The following is a 21243-nucleotide window of genomic DNA, read 5'->3' as shown; positions in this document are numbered from 1 at the left end:
AACCTTTATGCGGCGGACTTTTCTTCTGCGGACGGTGAATACGTACGCTTGACAAAGAAGCCCAGCACCAAGGCAACAACTGCAAGAACGAGTCCGGTTATAAAGGCACTATGAAGGCCTGCAACCATACTCTCCACCGGATTCAGATCCCCGGTCGTCTCAACGTAATTTTTAGCTCCTGCTGTCATGATACTAATAAAGAGTGCCATACCGATAGCCCCTGCTACCTGCTGCAAGGTGCTCATAATCGCTGTTCCATGCGGATACAACAAACGTGGCAACTGATTCAAGGCCGTCGTCTGAGCAGGCATCATAACCATCGAAATTCCTATCATCATCATAACATGAAGGAAGATCACATAACCACCCGTCCAAGAGGCTTCAACGCGTGAGAATAGGAAGATGGCGATACACAAAAGAATCAGCCCAGGTATAACCAAAACTCTCGGTCCGAATTTATCAAACAGCTTGCCCGTAATCGGTGCCATCAGGCCATTGATAATTCCCCCAGGCATCATAACAAGACCTGCCGACAGCGCAGTTAGCCCCAACACTTTTTGCAGGAATAACGGCAACATAATCATGGTCGAGAACATACTCATCATCAGCACAAGCATCAGCACTGTCACCAGTGAGAACATCGGATATTTGAATGTGCGCAGATCCAGCATAGGTTCCTTCATTCTTAATTGACGCCATACGAAGAGCAATAAACTGATGGCGCCTGCAGTAATACACCATACGACCTTCGGATCAGACCAGGTACCCTCTCCTGCACTACTGAAACCATACACAATCCCACCGAAACCAATCGTCGACAATATGATCGAGATGAAATCAACCTTCGGTTTCGTCAGTTCCGTAACGTTCTTCAGGTACATACTTGCAAACAAAATCGAGAAAGCTGCAAGCGGAATGATAAGGAAAAATAACCAGCGCCAATTAAGCGCATCAACAATCAGTCCCGAAAGCGTAGGTCCGATGGCTGGGGCTGTCATCATAACCAATCCGATCATCCCCATCGCTGCTCCGCGATTTTGAGGCGGATAAATACTAAGTATCGTATTCATCAGAACTGGTAGCAAAAGCCCTGTTCCGAAAGCCTGCAAGATACGACCGAACAGCAGCACCCCAAATACCGGTGAAAAACCACAAACAATCGTACCCATTAAAAATAACGTCATTGCGCCTATAAACATCTGCCTTGTTGAAAACCACAGTTGGAGCAATGCTGTCACCGGTACCAGAATCCCGACAACCAGCATGTAGGATGTTGACAGCCATTGAACCGTCGATTCCCCAATACCGAATTGCTCCATCAAGCTCGGGAAAGCGATATTCAGCAATGTCTCGTTTAAGATAGAAACGAATGCGCCAATAATCAGTGCAGCTACAATCGGCCCTCTCTTTATCTTGCTTAAATCAATTTTGGCCGAACTTGGGCCCACTCCCATATCCAAGACCTTATCCTCCCTTGTTTCTGTATACGGACAATTGTCCGGCAGTGCGTTTTTTATTTTAGCGGACAATTGTCCGCGAGTCAATTCAAAATTTATTTAAATATTAAATACCAATACGTTGTATATTTGTCATCAAAAAAAAGATCCGCCAGCTTTATAGTCTGGTCAGATCCTTCGCAATATCTTCTTCCATCAGATTCAATCTAACTTGATAGGTATTCGATCAAGAACTACGTATTCAGAGCATGCTTCTCCTTGTATACCTTCGCCCATCCCTCCAAATTATTCGTAACGATGAGCAGTTCAGGATACTGTACAAGGGATTCTAGTACCGCTTCATTGTCAGGCGTCCAGACGATGAGTTGGATATCTCTCTTACGTGCTTCCTCCATAAACTGGGGTGTCACATACACATATTTTACAGAAACATAGCGTGCCCCAATCTCAGCCAAGTAAGGAAATACGGAAGGTGTTGCTCCGTAAATAACCAGACCCAGTTCAATGTCAGAATCAAGCTCTCGTGCCCGCTCTATCGAATAATGGTCGAATGAGGTCAAGAACACCTGCTTCTCCATCCCTGTTTCCTTTACGAGGTCGATGACCTTTTGTTCCAGGCCAGGATACGTATTGCCCATCTGCTTCAGCTCAATGTCAACGATCATCCGATCCTTGGCAAAACGCAGTGCTTCCTCCAGCGTGGGAATAACTTCTCCCTGACCAGCATCCAGCTTGCGTATTTCCTCCAACGTGAAGGAATTGATTGCCCCTGTTCCGTTCGTCGTCCGGTTTACTGTCGGATCATGAATAACGACGGGCACACCGTCCTTCGTTAACTGGACATCCAGTTCCAGATGCGTAAAGCCCAGTTCCAACGCTTTCCGAAAACCCAACATCGTGTTCTCCGGATATTTTAGCGGATACCCCCTGTGCGCCAATCCCCGTACTTCCATGCGCCATTCCCTCCATATGTGAAGTTATTTAAATGTCGAATTCGCCATAGCGGCTACGATATGCTTCTGCATGACCGTAAATACAAGCACAATCGGTATAATCGCCATCACACTGGATGCCATAATGACATTGAAGAACATGGCTTCATTCCCCGCGATGGAATCCCGCAGCATGGCGATACCTACTGTCAGTACACGCATATTGTTGTCATTCGTCATGATCAAGGGCCAGAAATACGAGTTCCAGGATGAAATGAAGATCAGGACACCCATCGTGACAATGGTAGGCCTCGCCATCGGGAACAACAGTTTATACAGAATAGAGAATCGTCCGGCTCCATCTACACGCGCCGCTTCTAACACGTCGTTGTTAATCGATTTGAAGGCCTGTCTAAGCAGGAAAATCGCATAGGCGGAAGCACCATGCGGCACGATGAGTGCCCAGAAGGTGTTCAGCCAATCGAGCTTGGACATCATGACATACACTGGAACGAAAGTAACCTGCTCCGGTACAATCAGCGCTGCCAGAACCAGGAGAAACAGAGCATCCCGTCCCCAGAACCGTCCCTTGGCAAAAGCATATGCCGCCATCAATGCCACATTAAGCTGCAGAATAATAGTCCCCACCGCCATAATCAGCGTATTACTGAAGAATCGCGCGTAAGGGATGACCCGGAAAGCTTCCCCAAAGTTCTCCCAGGTAATGGTCTCCGGCCAGAATGTAGGAACAGCCATCCGCATCTCAGACTGTGTCTTGAACGCGCTAATCAGGAGCCAATACACCGGAAAGAACATGACCAGTGTCACAAGAACTGCTGCACTAATCCGAAGCAGCAGTAGCATCTTACGGTTTTTCGCCGATCCAGCCATATAATTATCCTTCATAGTGCACCTTCTTCCTGCTGACCAACCATTGAACCAATGTTAACAGCAATATAATGACAAATAGAATCATGACAAGCGCAGACGCCCTACCTGTCTTAAACTCCGAGAAGGCCATCGTATAAATCCAATACACGATTGCGTTCGTTGCTTTAAGTGGACCGCCGTTGGTCATCACATCAATCGACTGGAACACCTGCATTGACGATATAAAGCTTGTGATTACAAGGAACAGAGTCATCGGGGATAAGAGCGGCAGCGTGATATTGCGGAACTGCCTGAACTTGCTGGCTCCATCAATAGATGCTGCTTCGTAATACTCTGCCGGAATCCCGCGCATGCCTGCAATAAAGAGAATCATCGCGAAGCCTACGCCCTTCCAGACCGAAACCGCGACTAACGCCGGCAGTGCGGTAGAAGGATTGGTCAGCCAGTCGACTGGATCCATCCCGAACCAAGATACAATCCCGTTGAGAAGTCCATATTGTCCGTTGTAAATCCATGTAAATACCATAGCCGCCACAACCATCGAGATATAATACGGCATGAAGATCACACCACGCATAAAGCCGAATAGACGCGAGGATGAAACATTGAGCAGCAACGCCAGCAGCAGCCCAATGACAAGCGTGAATACAACATCCATCAAGGTGTACAAGAACGTGACTTGTAAGGACTGGTAAAAGTCCTCATTGGTCAACAAGCGGGTATAGTTATCAACACCCACGAATTTTTTCGCCGGACGTGTCATGTTCCAGTTCGTGAAGCTTATATAAATGGAATAGGCAAGTGGATAATACAAGAACACGCCCATGAACAACAGTGCGGGGACAGCAAATGAAAAGTCCTTCCATTTCTCGATCAGCGTGTGAGATATCCGTTTAGAGACCGAAGCGGTCGCCCGATTGGACGCCGCCTTTGTCACTTGATGATTGGTCTCCATAGGCTCACTCATAGTCAGCCAGAATATCGTTGATCTTCTTGGCTGCATCCTGCATAAGTGGTGTCGGGTCTTTTTTGTTCAGCACCATTTCCCCTACAACTTCTTTGTAAACCTCACTGAATTCAGGATAAGCCGGGTGCTGCATGCGCGGTGTCACTTCATCGAAATGCTCGTATACCGCTCTGTACTGTGGCCATCTTTCAAAATATTGGTTGCCTTCCTCAGACTCAATGGCCGATTTTCTTGTCGGAAGGTATCCAACGGATTCAGCCCACTTAATATTGTGTTCAGCTGAAGTCATGAACTCAATGAACTTCCACGCTGCTTCTTTCTCCAGATCCTTGGCTCCATCCATCATGACAATACCTGCGCCACCAATGTTGGAGGTACGGACTTTGTCCCCAGGAAGGAAGGATACACCCACTTCAAAGTCTGCATTTTCACGGTACATTTTGAGCATAGCGGAAGTATGCTGCACCATGGCAATCTCCCCATTCAAGAACATTTGACGCATGTTGTCAGAGGCACCTTTACCGAAGCCCATATGCATGCTGCCGTCATTTTGCCATTTGTAGAAGTTCTGAATGTAACGAAGTGACTCTTCATTCTCAACAGCCGAGGCACTCAGGTCTTCAGTCAAAATTTGCCCACCGCCGTTAATGTTCCAAGGATCATAGTACCAAGAATCCCAGCCTGGAACGGAGAAAGCATACCGTGTCGTTTTGCCGCCTTCTTTCTTCGCTACTTTTGCATTGAAGTCCTCAATCTCATCCCATTTCTGCGGCGGCTCTACGCCCAACTCGTCCAGTATCGTTTTGTTGTAAACAAACACGCTGGTACTTACAATCAGAGGGAACCCATACTGCTTACCGTTATATGCGTAAGCGTTCAGCATCCCTTGGGAGAAATCGTCCATCTTCACCTCATCGCGCTTGATCCATGGACCCAGGTCTGCAAATACACCGCTGTCCGCAAAGTTCGCTAGAGATGATACCTCAACATTGGTTACAGCTGGTACATCATTCGCAGCTACTGCAGCCGACAGCTTCTTGTGAAGATCACCATAACCGCCCTGGAATACCGGCTCAACTGTGATATGAGGGTATTTCTTCTGGAACTCCGCAATCATATAGTCCAAGCCTTCAAGTTGGGCATCCGCATGTGAATGCCAATATTGGATTTCGATTGGGGTCGTGTCATTCTTCATATCCATCGAAGCAGCTTCCACATCATCCACGGAAACCTCTCCTCCGGCACTTTCACTTCCACCGTTGCCTCCGCATGCAGTGGAAATGACCATAAATATAGTCAGTAACGACAACAACCATGTTTTCTTTCTCATAGAATTTCTCTGGCCCCTTTTCGGATTATGTACTCTTCCTACCCCTTTAAAAATGCACAAAAAATAGAGACATCAAATAAGCACAACCTAAGAGCCACCACCTCCTAAAAAGCTAAAGTAGCTGCTACTCGGGTTATCTCATCGTCTCCACCCCTAGCAAAATATGAAATTATAGAGGTTGTTCAAAAAGTCCGCTTTTGATCACGAAGTGAATCAGGAAGTGGGCTCGGCATCGAATCTTGAATTCAGCCGGTCCTTCCGGTGCTCACGTACCCAAAACGTACGCTCCGCTCCTCAATCCCTAGCTTCATCCAACCTTATCGGTGCTGAAAACCGACCTTTTTGAACACGCACTTATAGTAAATCCATTAAACTCATAGGAATTCACGCTTCCAAAAACGTGTATTTCCCTTTACCCGACATCCTTATGATAAAGCGACATGATCAAGCAGGTATTAACGGTATGTAAAATTTATGTAAACGATTCTCCTTTCATGTTAAACAGATACTGCTAAACGCCGAGCAGCTATTTAATCGATCCCCAAATAACAAAGATAAAATAAATAAGCCTGCACCCGTTACAATTCCGGGGCAGGCCTTTTACTCTACTTGTTGTTACATCGTATTGTTTTTTGAAAAATAGTCTCCTCTCAGCCTCTTTTTACAGATTGAGAGACTAAAAATGCCTGGATTTCCTCTTTGGAGGGGATGGAGGTTTGCGCTCCCGGCCTCGTAACCGACAGGGCTGCCGCCGCAGTAGCGAAGGTCAGCGCTTCTGTGGTCCCCAAGCCGTCCGCACAAGCGGCGGCGTATGCGCCGATAAACGTATCGCCCGCTGCCGTCGTATCGACTGGCTTCACGCGAAACGCCGGCACGATAGCCCGCTCTCCGAGCTTGTTCATATAGAAACAGCCCTGCTCTCCGAGTGTAATAATGACATTCGATGTCCCTCGGCCAATGATATGCTCTGCCGCAGCCTCGGCGGAGATAACATCATCGACCTTTACACCCGTGATGACGTTCGCCTCAGTCTCATTCATAATGAGCGTATCCAGCTGGGGAAACAGCTCCTGAGGTATGTCTCTGGCAGGTGCGGGATTTAACCAAACGCGAACGCCAGCGGTACCCGCCGCGCTTATGACATGCTGTGTCGTCTGCCATGGGATTTCGTTCTGGAGCAGTACGGCGTATACACCGTCCCATTGAACCTCCGCGTCAACATCGTCCCCTGTCAGCTTGCCATTCGCGCCCTCGGACAAGACAATGTTGTTCTCACCTTCTTCATTAACGGTGATAATCGCGAAGCCCGATGTACCTTCTTTACTTAAAATGGATTTAACTCCGACTTGACGGTCCTCCAAGCTTGCAACCAAGGTATCCCCAAAAGGGTCCAAGCCGACCGCCCCTACCATGGCGCAATCTGCCCCGGCTCGGGCCGTAGCAACCGCCTGGTTGGCCCCCTTACCTCCCGGGAAGAACATCGTACCGCTGCTATGAATAGTCTCGCCCGGCAGCGGAAATTGACTTACGCTGCTTACAACGTCCATATTAATACTTCCTATAACCAAAAGCTTTTGCAACGTTTTCCGCTCCTTTCTCCTTCATGGCTTCATTTCGGCATGAACCCGAACATCGCTAATCTCATTCTCCCCTTGTTCAAGACAGCCGAAGCCAAACATACCGCGAGCGAAGGAAGCGTCCTTGCATTCCAGTACATTATCGCCATTAATACACAACGTGAACCTATCTTTCTCCGCGACCAGCTTAAACCGGTACTCCTTGCCATGCTCCCAGTCGTAGCGGACGCTGATCAGCCGCTCATGTCCGAAATCCTGCCGAATGAACGAAACCGTGCCCGGACCGTCGAAGCCTGCCAGATAGTGACGCATGATACCATTCGCTCTTGTGATCAGGCAATGGCTTGCACCGGAAATGGGCTTTATCGTCGCCTCCACAACCATATCGTCAGCATAATAATTGCCGGAGTAAGACGAGCAATCGCCATCCGCTGTGCAGTGCAGCGTGCCGCCGGCAAGCTCCCATTTGCCCCTGTGATGGGAGAACGGCGTGATCGAAGCAAACTCCTTCACCTGCTTAGCGAAATCGATCGTGTAGTCCGCCGTACCAGTAATGCAGAATTGCCCGATGAACAGGCTGCCTAAGGCGCGGTTCAGGAGCGGCGAACGGCTCTCCAAAATCCAGCCGATCTCGTCGATCATAGCGCCTTCCGTATCCGGAAGGTCGAAGGTGACGTCATTCCATTGGCCGCTCACCGGTGTAACGGTCACAAGCCGTACCTCCTCCCGGGTATGCGTATTCCGCACATACGGCGTCAACATAACCGGCTCACCTTCCCACTGATCCACATAGATTTTGGCGGATACCGTCTGACCGCTGTACGCCAACGGCGCAAAAGTAGGCTTGTATTTTTCATCATTGAATTCTTCACGACGATAAAAAGGCTTGTAGTATATTTTGCTGCTGTCGCCCTCAACCAGTCTGTCAAAAACAACTTCAAGTGAGCCTCTTCCATCAAACGCGTGTTTAACCGAATGGCGTACAACCGGTGTCTTAAATGAATTACTTGTCCTGAAGCCATGTGTTGAGCCCGGCAGATCAAAGTCAAAGTAAATCTCCCCTGGCTTCACCCGCTGAATCAATTCTTCCGGTGCCTTCTCGCCATTTAACCGGTAGCCTAGCAGCGCAAGCTCACGAGCAAAGGTTGGAAAGTCAACCAGGTTCAAGTAACCGGATACGCTAGAGGCAACGATGAAATCATTAATTGGCTTGCGGTAATGCTCCGGAATGCCGTCCAGACCGCCGAAGACACCGAGGATGGTTCCGACGTTACCCGCATTGCAATCCGTATCCCAGCCACACATCGATGCGATCTCCACGGTTCTCGCGAAGTCTCCCTCACCGTACAGCAAGGCCAGTACGCACACGCCAGCATTCGGAATAATGTGGCAGACGCCTGTATATTTATCGTAGCCCCAATGGTCCTCCAAGTATTGACGGCAAGCGCGGAAGTCGGATGGATTCTCGCGGTGGAAGTTGATGACGGCATGCACGACTCGTGCATATGTAGAGTCTTCCGGAATCGTACGAAGCCCCGCAGCCATGACTTCGTCCATGGAGGATGCATCGAAAGCCTTCGCGATGCAGCCTGCCATGAAGCGGGCGCCATACAAGCCGTTGCCGTCATGCGAGACACTGGCTGCTTTCTCGGCGTAATCCGCCGCCTTCTCTACCTGACCCGGGAACAAGAGTCCCCATGAATCAATGAAGATCTGGCCTCCGATCTGTTCCGCCATCTCGGTACCGTTCACTTCAATGGAGCCGGAACGCGGAGCTGGAATCCCTTTTCGCAGATTGACATAAGCCCGATGTTCCGTGCTTATATCCTCGCCTCCCCACCAGAACATGCCAATGCCTTCACGCGCATAATTGAGCCATGCTCTGCCTACATCCTCCGGCTCAAGCTCACGATCCACCGCATCGTCGTATAGCGCACGGATAAAGAATACTGGCCCGTTCGCATCATCGTCGGCGGCAAAGGTATTGTATGATTTCACATAATCGCGAATATCGCCATACACATCCCGAATACGTTCATAGGTCCAGGCAACAGGCTCGATAGGTGCGCCAAGCCGTATGCCAATGTTCATCCCGATAAACCCCGCGTATACCGTCTCTACATAATTTTTAGGTATCATTTGCTCTCCCTCCTAGCCTCACAAGCTTGTCATCACTACGAATGCGGATCATTCCTCCAGTATGATTCCGCCTTCTCCGTTAAAGTTCATGATTCTTTGCTCATGTAATATTAGCTCGAGATCATGCTCATTCTCGCTTCATTAATCCGAAGATCATCCTTAATGATCTCAGCTGCAACCTCACTAAATCGGTCGGCGATCGTGCACAAATCGAGTCGATTAACCTTATTCAGCTGCTCAATATCCTCCTTATGAATGACCTCTGAGCCATACATGGCACCTAGGATGACACCGATCATGACCCCAATGGAGTCTGTGTCCCGTCCGGAATTGACGCCGTCCAGAATTGAACGGTAATACTCCCCTTCGTTCAGGACCATAAAAGCGAGTGCCATCGGCAGCTCTTCAATCGACCATAGGCGGCTTGGTGTGTAATGATTACTTGGAATGCCGACCTTGTCGATATGACGGCTAACATCATCGCCTATCAGAGAATATTTCATCATAATCGACTGAAACACATCGATTACTTTGTCCATATCATCCCGTTCCTGCCGCAGCTCGTGGGCTGCTTGCGTCAGCTCGTGAATGGCTGCTTTTGTCCCGTCTTTTGCTAGGCTGATCGCGGTATCGACAACATCTTCCACCGTCACACCAGGCTCAAAAGCTTTAGCAACGCAAGCTGCCAGGACCCCTGCCGCCTCCAGCCCGTAGCTGCTCTGATGACCCATCGCGAACAGAATCGCTTCGTCATAAGCAGCCTTGGGATGGCCTGCATTAACAATCCCAATCGGGGCGATGTACATCGCCGCCCCGCAGTTTACCATATTGCCGATGCCACCTTCTCTCGGGTCGCAGTTCGCAAGCACATGGCGCATGAAGATATATTTCTCAGGGTAGAACAAACGGTCAATAATGAACGTCTCCTGATTCAGTTCGGGTACGAACGTCTTGCGAAAGGCGATCTCTTTCACGAATTCATTGCCCATATCATAAGCGTCCAGATGTCTACCCTCAGTGAGATACACATTCATAAGTGCAATGGTCATGAGCGTATCGTCCGTAACAATGCCGTCGCCTCTTACCCGGCCGAGCCTCGCGTCTGGATGCAAATCCATCTTGTGCCATCTTGTTATCAGAGACTCCACCCGGCCATATTTTAATTTAATCTCCCCGTACGTTAGCTTCTCAATCGGTGCTCCCATTGCATCTCCGAGCGCGGTAGAGATCACCACGCCCCTTACCCGGTCACGAAACGAAGTCATAGTTATTAAGCTCCTTACTTGATGTTTTCGTTAGCATACTTCGTAATTTCTGCTCCGCCAGCCGCATTCCATGCCTCTACAAATTGATCGAACTGGGACAGATCTTTCTTGCCTGTAATAAAGTCCGTTGAATATTCCTTATACAGATTGTTCATCGCATCCCAGTTGGCTGTGAACTGCTCGATAATGATGAAGTTATTATCTTCCGTATAAAAATCGGTCGCCAATTTCAGCGATTCTGTTCCCGGCTCTCCTAGCAGTGGCGTTTTAAGCGGGGTATCCGCCTTCATCTCCGTCGGCTCCCAGAAACGTGCATACCATTCGCTGTAATATTTCTCGTTCAGTTCAATCTTGCCATCGGCAACGGTGTAATGTTCATTCTCGAAACCGAGTCGATCCAGCATTTGCCCCTTCGGACTTGCCAGATAATCAAAGACCTTGAAAGCAACATCTTTATGCGGAGACTGTGTAGAAATAGCAAGCCCTCGTGATTCCTTCGTAACGTCGGTTGCGCCAAATCCTTGCGCTTCACCCTTAGCAGGCGGCAGCACGATCAGATTTGCATCATCCCCGCCCAGTTCCTGCATTCTGCCATTGTACAGATCAATGATTTTACCAGCTGTACCCGTAATAACAGCTGCATCACCTTTATAGAAGGCATCTTCCTTCGTATCCCACTGCTTTGTAATAAACTGCGGGTCAAGCAATCCTTCTTTATAAAGTTTGTTATAGAAGGTCAGTTTCTCCTTCTCTTTTTGAGATACTTTAGAGTATTCATAAGTTCCGTCATCCTTCTTCAGCCAAGTTGTATCAAGACCGAAGGCGGTATTAAAAATAAAGTTGATCTCCGTAATATCTCCCGCTGCTGTCAGGGCATAACTCGGCTTTCCTTTTCCCGGTTTCTTCTCCACCAATTCCTTAAAGAAGGCGTAATAGTTGTCTACTGTCGGGTTATCCATTAGCGCTTTGGAGCTTTCCATCGCATTAAACCAATCAGCACGAACGACCGGAGTTTTTGGAGCAAGCGGCTTAATCCACAGCAAGTATGGATAACTCTCCATCCGCGTTTTGTTGTGCGGCTCAATGATGTCTTTAATGTAAGCCGATTTCTCGATATACGGAGTCAAATCCTCCAGCAGCCCTTGATCGGAAATTTGTTGGTCACCGCCCTGGAAGTAAATAATATCCGGAATGGTGCCGCCAAGCAGAAGGAGGTTCAAGTTCTCTGCATAACTACCTTGTGCCAAATCTACAAGCTCGAACTTCACGTTTAATCCTTCGTCTTCCGCAAGTGATTTCTCCAGTGTTTCAAAGAATTTAACGGAGACAGGGTTCACCGTCCCCTCATCCTTGTACACGATCTTCAATGTAACTGGATCACTGTTTACCTCAGGCTGGGTAGTCCCAGGCTCTGGCTGACTCGCACCCGGCGAGCTCGAGTTCGAGTTCGATGTACATGCAGACATGACCATAACCAGCATGGCAACGATTAATAACAGGCTTACCTTTTTCATGTTCATTTTTCTCCCCTTTTTTGAATTTGAACATCATAGCTGCCACTAAGCTGCCCTTCCCCGTTTAATCCTTGACCCCTCCTTCCAGTTCACCTTTAGCGTAGTATTTCAAAATGAAAGGATATAGGAATAACAGCGGCACAATCGCAATCATAATCGTACCTGCCTGCAGGGAAGCAAAATCAAAGTTAATCGCGCTGTCAAACATATTCTGGTTGCCAATCAATGAGGTATTGTCCTTACGAACAACAAATTGTCTCAAGACAACCTGCAGCGGCCATTTGCTCGGGTCTGAAATGTAGAGGGTTGCTCTGAAATATTCATTCCAGTGATACACCCCATAGAACAATCCCAATGTCGCGAGCCCTGGCTTCGACAGCGGCAGGATGATCAGGCTGTACAAACGGAAATGCCCAGCACCGTCCATTCGGGAGGCCTCCAGGATTTCCTCCGGAATATCCTGAATGAACCGCATTAGAATAAAGAGATAATACACATTGATGGCTTTATACAGTATCAGTGAAGTAAGCGTGTTCATAAGTCCGAGATCCTTGACCAGCAGGTACTCGGGAATCATCCCCGGCTCGAACACCATAATGACAATGAGAAAAAACAACACTACTTTTTTACCGATAAATTCAGTTCTAGCCAGCACGTAGGCTGCCATGGAGGTAAGTAACAGATTTAGAAACGTACCTGCGACGGTAATCCAGACCGAGTTCAGAATACTTCCCGTGATCATTGGATTGGATAATAAAAGTTGATAGTTGATCGTTGAGAATCCTTTAGGAATGAGATCCAGTCCGCTCATCAGATGGGCCTTGCCTGGATCTGTCAGAGACAGCGCCAGCAGATTCAGGAGAGGAACCAGTACCATGAGTGTGAACACAAATAGCATCAGATATATGACAATTTTAGAAAACTCCAGCCGTCTCATCGTAAATCCCTCCTTTACCAGACACCCTTACCCGAGATGCGTTTCGATATAAAATGCGTACCCAGGATAAGAACGATACCGATAACGCCCTTAAACAAGCTAGCCGCAGTGGCGTAAGCGAACTGTCCGTTTCCGATACCAATTCGGTAAACATAGGTGTCCAGAATGTCCACCACACTAATGATAGAATTGTTCATAAAGTTAAATACCTGATCGAAACCAGCATTCATGAAGAAGCCAAGATTCAGAATGAAGACGGTTACAACTGTGCTGTATAAATGAGGAAGCGTAATGTATCTCATCTGCTTCAGCCGGGTAGCACCGTCAATCTTGGCTGCTTCATACAATCCTGGGCTGATCTTCATAATAGCTGCTAAATAAATGATGGAATCCCAGCCAGCACTCCGCCAAATTTCTGAGAAAACGAGTACCCAGCGGATATGCTCCTTGCTAGTCATGTAATCAACCGAAGGCATTTGAAAAAAATTCGCAATCAGATTGACTCCGCCGTCGGCAGGATTCAAGAGGCTGATCCAGATCCCTGCAATAACGACCCAAGATAGAAAATGCGGCAAATAGACAACGGATTGCACATATTTGCGGTATCTGGAACTACGCACTTCATTAATCAGCAGCGATAGCATGATGGGAATCGGAAATACAAATATAATTTTCATCAAACTGATGATGATGGTATTCTCAAGTACGCTTGTGAAAGCGGGTGAGCTAAAGAGCGTCTTGAAGTGTTTCCAGCCAACCCAGACATGGTCACCCAGAATACGATAATCCTGAAAAGCGAGCTTCATGCCGTAAAGCGGAATAAGGTGAAAGATAAAAAAGTAGAGCAGAGGTAATGACAGCATCGCGTACAATACCCAATCCTGTCTCAAGCGTCTTAGCACCTTCATAGACTACCCCTCCCCCGAATAATCGATGGTCAGCTTCATGAGAGGAGCATGCTGCTGGGCTCCATACACATCACGGTCGCCGACGTTGCCGGACGAAATGTCCCGCGAGATGGTAATCTTGAAACCGAGCGCCTGGTCGAAGAATACCAGGTGATGAATCTGCTCCTCCTTGATCTGATACAATTCACATATCGTTCGTTTGGTAATACAGCCGGATTGTTTCACTTTGTCATACTGCTCTTTGGAATCAAACAGTACGTCTAATGTAATTTCGAAGGGGCCGGAGTTTTTACTTCGCAGCACCTTCGCCAGGTCGCCGAGTTGAGTCACAATTTGATCCTCCTTATCGATGCTCTATCCGAAAAGCATTATTTTTCATTTCCATCAGGTGATACACGGAGAATTCATAGACAGGGCCGAACTCGATATCGCTTGGTGCGAATGGGAACGCCAGATTGCCAGCCGTTGATTTACGGCCCTCGTATCCGTAATGCAGGAAGGTGGAGCGGACCGTCGCGCAGATGCTGTTCGCAAGTTCCTGTGTCTTAGCAACCACTTCAAACATAACGCCTATTTCGTGCCCATTGAACGATTCAGGTTCCTTGTTACCTAGAACACCATTCATGCCGTAGTTGTAAAATTGAATTTGGTAATCCGACTCCGGAATTTCACGGTAGTACTCCCTCGCCTGGTTTCGGACATAGTCCTCGACCTCAACGAGCTTCCCAATCAGGATCGGGTCCCGGATGCCTGCTACGACGAAGGTGCGGTAAGCCACGCGACGCGCCCCTTCCAGCTTGATATAATACTTCGCCGCTGGCAGAAACCGGCTGCCCGTTACACGAACCACACCTTTCTCGATTTCCTCAAAGCGGCAGTTCTCGAGATCAAGTGTGAAGCCTGGACCGTGAAGAATATATGGGTGCTCCTTCTCATAGAAAGTATGGGCTGCAACACTGGTCGGGCTGCATGTTCGGTCAGGGTTGAGTGATTGAACGGTAAAAGAATCATCGCTAATCGTCCCAAGAATGCTGTCCTTGGTTGTTCCAGGTTCCGCGCAAAGCGCGCCGCATTCCAATATTTTGCCCAGATGATAGGAGAGACCGGGATCTTTGCCATGATAAATGCCGATCGCTGCAAATGGCGACGGATCATAAGCACGGCCGCAGACGATAATCTCCCCTCCTTCTTTAAGCGCTTCCACAATCGGCTCATGTCCCATCTGTGCAACGATACTGTTGGTCGTATCAATGTGCTCGGTTGTAAGCGGAGGAATATTCGGACTCAGGGCTTGAATACGTCCTTCCTCATTCGCCTGCTTGATTTCCTCTTGAGTAAAATCCGCCCATATAACGGACACTTTCGCTTTCAATTCACGCTCTTTCAAGATTTCATCAATGATATCAAGCGTCCAGTTCACATGTGCCCGTGCTCCTGATCCCCCTGCAGAACCGATAATGATCGGGATCTTGCGGGCCAATCCGTTCGGGATAATAATGTCCAAATCCTTCTTGACCGCACGCTTACTGACGATGGATACACCTGCGCCCAGTTTGTGCGGCCCCCCGTCCGTGGAGCCTGCATCCACCACGATTCCGTGCAGCTCATATCCCATTCCGTTCCTAAAGGATTGCTCTGGAAATCCGTATCCCAGCATGCCGCAAGGCGATAAAATTCGAATGTCTGTGTTCATATGCAATCCCTCTTTGCCAAAGTATTCATTCACACCTATTGGATAATTGGATTACCCAATTTAACAGTAAAGGGTATTTTCTACCCTTTAGGTGTGAATGTAGTTTTTCTGTATGTTTTCCTTAACTTTGTTGAGATGGTTAAGCAAGGCAAGCTTCGCCTTTACCGGATCACGCTGCTTGATCGCCTGCACGATGAGCAGATGCTCCTCGTATACTTCGCTCTTTCGGCCTGGAATCTCCAACGTCTTATTGAGCGTTCTCTGCAAAAGATCCATGTGCAGCTCGATCATATTGATAAGCACAACGTTATGTGTCGCTTTCGCGATGGACAAGTGGAAGGCTTGATCCGGCTCTGATCGGTCTTCTCCTTCAAGATCGATCTGTCCCCACTTTTCGAAGGCGGCTTCAATTTCTGCGATGTCCTCCTCGGTTGCACGCTTTGCCGCCAGCTCCACGATCCCCGTTTCGAACAGCTCCCTTGCCTCCAGCAGTTCGATAATGGTCGCGCGTTCGATATTGTCCATAATGCGACTTCTGTCTTCTGCCACATCAAGCGCCTTGCTGAGGTAGCGCCCTCCTCCCGGTTTGACCTCAATCAGCCCTTCACGCTCCAAGATGCGAAATGCTTCCCTCAAGGTGCCCCGGCTTATGCCGAATGACTGGGCCAGCTCGCGCTCCGTCGGTAGGACGTCTCCCGGTGACAGATTTCCTTCCAAAATGAGATTCTTAATCTGCTCAATAACATCCTCGTATACCCTATGGTATTTAATTCTCTTAATGGTCATATGACTTTCCCTTATCCCTTCAATCCCTATCCTACGCATAAATTGGGTCACCCAATTATCCGCATGTATAGCATAAACGCATCAAAAAGGGCTGTCAAGCATGAATATAGCGCTTACAATACTGCTTTTAACAGGTGGATCCCACTTTTAGGCTGCCACTGCGATGCAGAGTGCCAGGTTACATGCAATGATAATTCGTACATTTCAGCCTGATTTTATCAACACCTTAAGCAATCTCAGCGCCGACCGCATACGGGGACGCTTCAAATGCTCTTGTACATAACGGTAATCGGTCAAGATCACTTTCGCATCGCGCATCGTGTAAGCGAAATCATCATCAAAGAGCAACTGGTACTCCCACACCCTTTTCTGCCAATGTGGAATGTTCTCCAGCATCCATGGGTCATCGACACCGGGATGGAAGTACGTTTCACTGACCCCGTCCGGAAGCTTGTAAAGCTTATCCAGAATGCTCTGTTTAAAGCTATCATAGGTTTCCCCCTCAAGCGAACCGAAGGGATGCGAGAGCAAATAATCCGGAATCGGCACACCAAACGTATCCGCGAGCGCTGATGCAAGGGCAACCGGACGTTCAACATTGGACAGCGAGCTTAGAAGCGGGTCCTCCTTATAGATGTAGCGGAAAAATCGGGTCGGCAGCCCCCAGCGGGACGTCTTCCACAGCGTCTGTGGAAGTAGGCTTCGACCTGTCTCCATGCCATACAGACTGCCCATATGGTTATCGACATGGCTTATGTTGATCCCGGCCTTTTTCACGAGATTGAACTGCGCTTCAATTTCCTTGATCACCGCTTTTGTCTCTGCCCCCTGCTCAAACTCCTTCACCGTGCGGTACTGGTATCCGTTCTCGTCATGAAGCGATGAGTGCCCCGTCAAGCTGCTCCACCGAAGCATTTCAAATTCGCATGTCATCGTCAGATGAAGTCCCACATTTCGCTGCTTCCGGCGAGCGCTCCAGTCTGCCGCCTCTTCAAATCCGGGAGCAGGAGCCATAATTGTTGCCGACGATGCTTTGCCCTCCTCTAATATGTGCATAATGGCCTTATTCATGGCCGCACTCTGACCGAAATCATCACAGTTTATAATCAGTCTTTTTTCCATGGTTGATGCCACCTCCCGCCTGGTCTTTGAATTCGATTCTTGTAACAAAAGAGATTAGGAAAGATACCAGGAGCAGACACAGCGGAACGACACTGATCAGATACCTGAATGTCGATTCCGGATCAGATCCGGGGTTATCACCGCTTTCATAACCGAATATCAATCCAACGATGAAGAACGCAAGGGCCGAGATCAGACCGCTTGAACGGGTAATAAATCCGCTGACCATGGCTGGTGTCACCAGGAAGCCTGCAAGTCCAAAGCCAACCGCAATTCCTGCCGCCACGCCGCTGGCCAGATCATATCCGAACCAGAGGGGAATGACGGACAGCCCGTACACCGCAAGAGATAACCGCCATGCCTTGACTCCATCCATTCTGCGAATAATCCAGTACCAGACGAAGACAAGTGGAATAACCGATATAAATACCGACGCTAGCAGGATCGACACCTGTTCTTCCGGAATTTTAAGAACATACTTGGCGTAAAAAGGAATGATCGAGCTAATGAGTCCATTTACCGTTTGGGCGAATGAGTTGGAAATGTTAAACACCCAAAACTTTTTGTTCCGCAGCGTCTGACGAAACGCATCGACCAGCTTAAGCGGTTCGCTCTCCACCGGCTCGTATCTCTCCTTCACACTCATCATACAGATGAACATAAAGGCACCGAAGATAAACGCATACAGTATAGCCATATTGGAGAAGCCCATCGCACCGAACAAAATCGGGGTCAATGCTGTACCAATAAGAAGCGCCACCACCTGATACCCCTGCTGAATAGCGGAAGCCTTGGCGCGGGCCCGGTCTCCGCGGAACAGCTCGGGAAACAATGCGCCGTAGTTCACCCACAGCACGGTTGCCACCGCCTCATACAAAATAAGCGCCACCAGAAACCACGTAAACAATCCGTTCTCTGATAATCCTTCCGGTGGTGAAAATACGAGTACAAATGTCAGCATAAACAGTGGAATAGCCCCGAACACCCACGGCCTGCGGCGCCCAAATCGTGTCTTGGTACGATCCGACCAGTACCCGAATAAGGGGTTGTTGACTGCATCCCAGATGAGAAAGATCGTCCTTGCCAGCGTTGCCAGTCCAATGCCGAGCCCCAGCTTATCCACATAAAAATAGCTGTAAAATGAACTAAATGCCTGACTTGGAACCATCATCGCAAACATCCCTAACGAAAATGCATACGGTGAATTCATCCAGCTGCGCTTCATGCGCTTTCCCCCTATACGGTAAGATCAAGGAATAATAATGGTGTACAGTATTCGGTGGAGTCCTAGATTATTCCTTGAGATAGAGGCGGGGGAGAATATTCATATGGGACAAAAAAGCCTGACCGTATCCGGTCAGGCTTCAAGCTCGTTCTATCTCATGCTATTTCACAAGAACTAGTTTAGACGCATTGCCAATTGGCGGCAAGCTTTTTGTCAGCACAGGGCTGTAGAAAGCAAGGAGCTTGTCTTCCTTTTTCAGTTCGCTCGCTTTCACTTCCTTACCGTCCTGATCCACAATGATTGTCTCAGGAGACAGGTTCAGCACCACTTCCTCCGGCGAGGTCTCCGTCATACCGAAGCCTTTCACCGTAATCTTCGTGCCAGCATCACTGGAAGCAACCTCCGTAACGGTTCCTGACGTTCCGATCCAATCTTTCACTTCGGAATCCTTCTTCACCTTGATCTCATAAGCGTATGTCTGACCTGGTAGACTCATCGTCATAGCAAGGCTATGCTCCACATCGATATCAAGACCGAGAGACAAGTCTTTAAGCTCAATCTTATCACCGGCTGCATTCAGAATGACTGTGTTCTCATCCACATTCAAGATCGTACCTTCCGTTCCTGCGCCATTGATATGTACCGCTTTGCGGTCCGCATCGTTGTGAACCGCGGTAATGACGCCGCTGGATGTCATCGTCTTCACATCCTCTGCTTCTGACGTAATGCTCACACGTACGCCGTCAACCGCTACGCCATGGTGAAGGACGTCGCTGAAAAATTTTGCAGGTACATACAGATTACCGAGGTTGTTTACCGGGGCCGATCCAAGCTCCACATTCATTTTGTTCACATTATACTGGTCCTTATTTGTTTGCACGAGGGTCCATACCGGAGTATCCTGCTTCGTTAACTCTGCAGAACGTTCCTTGGCGTTCCACTTGATTTCATAGCCCAAAGCTTCTGAAATTTCACGCAACGGCAGCATAATCTGTTTGCTTTCCTGATTCATAAACCCGGTGTTTTTAGCATCCTTGCCGTTAATGGTTACCGAATAGTTCAAAATGGCTGAGATCACTTCGGCTTGCTGGAGATCTCCTCCTTGGCTTACATCAGCGCTTGGTGCAGCATAAGCTGCCCCACCGGATACCGCCAGTGCTGAGACCAGAAGTGCTGCTGCCTGCTTCTTAAGATGTTTCTTCATGTTCATCATCCTTTCTGGTTTGTCTGGGAAGTCAATTACTTCTTGTCTATTGACGCAAAACTCCCTTATGATGTTGCACTATCAGAGAAATCGGTGTTGACACATTGAATGGAGCAAGCAATACTCCTCCTGTAAATTACATGATTAAGACATATTTGTTTTGTACAAAGTTAAATACCCTTGATTTTTTTTGTCCATTGAGTAGAAGAAAGAAATCCATTATCATTCACTTTATTGATAATGATAATCATTATCTATAATATTGCCATCTACTCAGGAGGAAAATACATATGAAACATACTAAAGCAATCTATACGTTTTTACTATTAGCTACATTGATGGGCTCTTTGTTAGTAGGTTGCAGCACGAATTCTGAAGAACCAAATAATGAATTGCCAACAAGTGCCGAAAACACCTTGCCCGCTTCGGATCAAGAAGCTGACAATACTAAAGAAATGGAGTCTTCCACACAAAAATATACAGATTATTTAGGTCATCAAGTTGATATCCCTACATCTCCACAACGTGTCATTTTTACTGGCGAGACATTTGGAGATCTATTAGCACTTGACGTAACTGCTGTCGGAGGCAGTTTTATTAAAGATCACGTGTTTGAAGATCAAGTGAAAGACACCGAAGAAATTGGTTTTCCAATCAGTTTGGAAAAAACAATTGAACTTAATCCAGATTTGATTATTACAGGAAATACGGATGAAAGTGAGTATGAACAGCTTTCCAAAATAGCTCCTACATTAATGTTTGATACTTTCGCACCATTGGAAGATCGGATGACCTTATTAGGCGATATCCTCGGGAAACAGCAGCAGGCAAAAAAATGGCTTACTGAATACCAGGCTAAAAACGATGCGATGTGGAAGCAGCTTCAAGAGGAAGTCATAGAGCCTGAAGAAACTGCTTCTGTCTTTACTTATTATCCGGGAGATAGACTGTTTGTCATGGCAGGCACAGGACTTCCACAGTTCTTGTATGATTCTAAAGGCTTTAAACCTGTTGACATGATTCAGGATATAATCGATGCAAAAAAAGGCTTTGAACATATCTCACTGGAGCTATTGCCGAAGTACGCCGGTGACCGAATTTTTATTCTAAACGCAGTCGGTGATGAAGCACAACAGTCGACAGCAAATTTAATGAAGAGCAAAATCTGGCTCGATCTCCCGGCAGTTAAGAAAGGCAACGTCTACTTTATTGATATCATTAAAGCAAGCAGTGATGCCTCAACAAGAGAATGGCTGCTGGAGGAATTACCGCGAATGCTGAAGAAATAAGTGTTGA

The 21243-nt window shown here is 47.9% G+C and carries 18 protein-coding genes; 1 reads left to right on the top strand and 17 read right to left on the bottom strand.

The window, feature by feature from the left end; all coding sequences use genetic code 11:
- Positions 1-5 precede the first annotated feature (5 nt).
- From MNQ98_RS02265 to MNQ98_RS02185, 17 genes are all read right to left on the bottom strand, one after another.
- The gene (locus MNQ98_RS02265) at positions 6-1454 is read right to left on the bottom strand and encodes an MDR family MFS transporter (protein ID WP_481856755.1); all 1449 of its coding nucleotides are present in this window, start codon (positions 1452-1454) and stop codon (positions 6-8) included.
- 236 nt (positions 1455-1690) lie between these two features.
- Positions 1691-2410: a glycerophosphodiester phosphodiesterase gene (locus tag MNQ98_RS02260; protein WP_241931727.1), complete on the bottom strand. Its 720-nt coding sequence runs from the start codon at positions 2408-2410 to the stop codon at positions 1691-1693.
- 24 nt (positions 2411-2434) lie between these two features.
- Positions 2435-3295, bottom strand: a complete 861-nt coding sequence (locus tag MNQ98_RS02255) for a carbohydrate ABC transporter permease (RefSeq protein ID WP_241931726.1) — start codon at positions 3293-3295, stop codon at positions 2435-2437.
- The gene (locus MNQ98_RS02250; protein WP_241931725.1) at positions 3285-4235 is read right to left on the bottom strand and encodes a carbohydrate ABC transporter permease; all 951 of its coding nucleotides are present in this window, start codon (positions 4233-4235) and stop codon (positions 3285-3287) included. Before MNQ98_RS02250 ends, MNQ98_RS02255 begins: the two co-directional genes overlap by 11 nt.
- A gap of 4 nt (positions 4236-4239) precedes the next feature.
- Positions 4240-5577 (bottom strand): ABC transporter substrate-binding protein, encoded by a 1338-nt coding sequence (locus tag MNQ98_RS02245; RefSeq protein ID WP_241931724.1) that lies wholly within the window; start codon positions 5575-5577, stop codon positions 4240-4242.
- 650 nt (positions 5578-6227) lie between these two features.
- On the bottom strand, positions 6228-7157 hold the full coding sequence (rbsK, locus tag MNQ98_RS02240) for a ribokinase (protein ID WP_241931723.1): 930 nt from the start codon (positions 7155-7157) through the stop codon (positions 6228-6230).
- 21 nt (positions 7158-7178) lie between these two features.
- On the bottom strand, positions 7179-9293 hold the full coding sequence (locus MNQ98_RS02235) for an ADP-ribosylglycohydrolase family protein (protein ID WP_241931722.1): 2115 nt from the start codon (positions 9291-9293) through the stop codon (positions 7179-7181).
- 110 nt (positions 9294-9403) lie between these two features.
- Positions 9404-10558, bottom strand: a complete 1155-nt coding sequence (locus tag MNQ98_RS02230) for an ADP-ribosylglycohydrolase family protein (protein ID WP_241931721.1) — start codon at positions 10556-10558, stop codon at positions 9404-9406.
- A 14-nt stretch (positions 10559-10572) separates the two neighbouring features.
- Entirely contained in the window at positions 10573-12072 is a 1500-nt protein-coding gene (locus tag MNQ98_RS02225; RefSeq protein ID WP_241931720.1) for an extracellular solute-binding protein, read from the bottom strand.
- 64 nt (positions 12073-12136) lie between these two features.
- Positions 12137-13009, bottom strand: a complete 873-nt coding sequence (locus MNQ98_RS02220) for a carbohydrate ABC transporter permease (protein ID WP_241931719.1) — start codon at positions 13007-13009, stop codon at positions 12137-12139.
- A gap of 14 nt (positions 13010-13023) precedes the next feature.
- Complete coding sequence (locus MNQ98_RS02215; protein WP_241931718.1) at positions 13024-13917, bottom strand: ABC transporter permease; 894 nt, start codon at positions 13915-13917, stop codon at positions 13024-13026.
- Positions 13918-13920: 3 nt separating this feature from the next.
- Positions 13921-14247 carry a DUF4387 domain-containing protein gene (locus MNQ98_RS02210; RefSeq protein ID WP_241931717.1) on the bottom strand — a complete coding sequence of 109 codons (327 nt, stop codon included), beginning with the start codon at positions 14245-14247 and terminating at the stop codon, positions 13921-13923.
- Between the two features lie 13 nt (positions 14248-14260).
- On the bottom strand, positions 14261-15610 hold the full coding sequence (locus MNQ98_RS02205) for an acyclic terpene utilization AtuA family protein (protein WP_241931716.1): 1350 nt from the start codon (positions 15608-15610) through the stop codon (positions 14261-14263).
- 87 nt (positions 15611-15697) lie between these two features.
- Positions 15698-16396, bottom strand: coding sequence for a FadR/GntR family transcriptional regulator (locus MNQ98_RS02200; protein ID WP_208916173.1), 699 nt, complete (start codon positions 16394-16396; stop codon positions 15698-15700).
- A gap of 204 nt (positions 16397-16600) precedes the next feature.
- The gene (locus MNQ98_RS02195) at positions 16601-17518 is read right to left on the bottom strand and encodes a polysaccharide deacetylase family protein (protein ID WP_241931715.1); all 918 of its coding nucleotides are present in this window, start codon (positions 17516-17518) and stop codon (positions 16601-16603) included.
- Positions 17490-18743: an MFS transporter gene (locus MNQ98_RS02190; protein WP_241931714.1), complete on the bottom strand. Its 1254-nt coding sequence runs from the start codon at positions 18741-18743 to the stop codon at positions 17490-17492. Before MNQ98_RS02190 ends, MNQ98_RS02195 begins: the two co-directional genes overlap by 29 nt.
- Before the next feature lie 160 nt (positions 18744-18903).
- Positions 18904-19947, bottom strand: coding sequence for a copper amine oxidase N-terminal domain-containing protein (locus tag MNQ98_RS02185; protein ID WP_241931713.1), 1044 nt, complete (start codon positions 19945-19947; stop codon positions 18904-18906).
- Between the two features lie 290 nt (positions 19948-20237).
- Here MNQ98_RS02185 and MNQ98_RS02180 point away from each other — a divergent pair, with 290 nt between their 5' ends.
- Entirely contained in the window at positions 20238-21236 is a 999-nt protein-coding gene (locus MNQ98_RS02180) for an ABC transporter substrate-binding protein (protein WP_241931712.1), read from the top strand.
- The last annotated feature ends 7 nt before the right edge of the window (positions 21237-21243 follow it).

This window comes from Paenibacillus sp. N3/727 (genome assembly GCF_022637315.1).
GTDB lineage: Bacteria > Bacillota > Bacilli > Paenibacillales > Paenibacillaceae > Paenibacillus_AQ > Paenibacillus_AQ uliginis.
Note: the sequence above shows the minus strand (reverse complement) of the source record. Positions and strands in the feature narration are given on the sequence as shown.

Excerpts from the sequence above, each read along its gene's own strand:
- MNQ98_RS02225 (WP_241931720.1), bottom strand. The coding sequence starts at position 12,072 with ATGAAAAAGGTAAGCCTGTTATTAATCGTTGCCATGCTGGTTATGGTC.
- MNQ98_RS02190 (WP_241931714.1), bottom strand. The coding sequence starts at position 18,743 with ATGAAGCGCAGCTGGATGAATTCACCGTATGCATTTTCGTTAGGGATG.
- MNQ98_RS02230 (WP_241931721.1), bottom strand. The coding sequence starts at position 10,558 with ATGACTTCGTTTCGTGACCGGGTAAGGGGCGTGGTGATCTCTACCGCG.
- MNQ98_RS02185 (WP_241931713.1), bottom strand. The coding sequence starts at position 19,947 with ATGAAGAAACATCTTAAGAAGCAGGCAGCAGCACTTCTGGTCTCAGCA.
- MNQ98_RS02260 (WP_241931727.1), bottom strand. The coding sequence starts at position 2,410 with ATGGAAGTACGGGGATTGGCGCACAGGGGGTATCCGCTAAAATATCCG.
- MNQ98_RS02265 (WP_481856755.1), bottom strand. The coding sequence starts at position 1,454 with ATGGGAGTGGGCCCAAGTTCGGCCAAAATTGATTTAAGCAAGATAAAG.
- MNQ98_RS02180 (WP_241931712.1), top strand. The coding sequence starts at position 20,238 with ATGAAACATACTAAAGCAATCTATACGTTTTTACTATTAGCTACATTG.
- MNQ98_RS02215 (WP_241931718.1), bottom strand. The coding sequence starts at position 13,917 with ATGAAGGTGCTAAGACGCTTGAGACAGGATTGGGTATTGTACGCGATG.
- MNQ98_RS02220 (WP_241931719.1), bottom strand. The coding sequence starts at position 13,009 with ATGAGACGGCTGGAGTTTTCTAAAATTGTCATATATCTGATGCTATTT.
- MNQ98_RS02235 (WP_241931722.1), bottom strand. The coding sequence starts at position 9,293 with ATGATACCTAAAAATTATGTAGAGACGGTATACGCGGGGTTTATCGGG.
- MNQ98_RS02255 (WP_241931726.1), bottom strand. The coding sequence starts at position 3,295 with ATGAAGGATAATTATATGGCTGGATCGGCGAAAAACCGTAAGATGCTA.
- MNQ98_RS02205 (WP_241931716.1), bottom strand. The coding sequence starts at position 15,610 with ATGAACACAGACATTCGAATTTTATCGCCTTGCGGCATGCTGGGATAC.
- MNQ98_RS02200 (WP_208916173.1), bottom strand. The coding sequence starts at position 16,396 with ATGACCATTAAGAGAATTAAATACCATAGGGTATACGAGGATGTTATT.
- MNQ98_RS02250 (WP_241931725.1), bottom strand. The coding sequence starts at position 4,235 with ATGGAGACCAATCATCAAGTGACAAAGGCGGCGTCCAATCGGGCGACC.
- MNQ98_RS02195 (WP_241931715.1), bottom strand. The coding sequence starts at position 17,518 with ATGGAAAAAAGACTGATTATAAACTGTGATGATTTCGGTCAGAGTGCG.
- MNQ98_RS02245 (WP_241931724.1), bottom strand. The coding sequence starts at position 5,577 with ATGAGAAAGAAAACATGGTTGTTGTCGTTACTGACTATATTTATGGTC.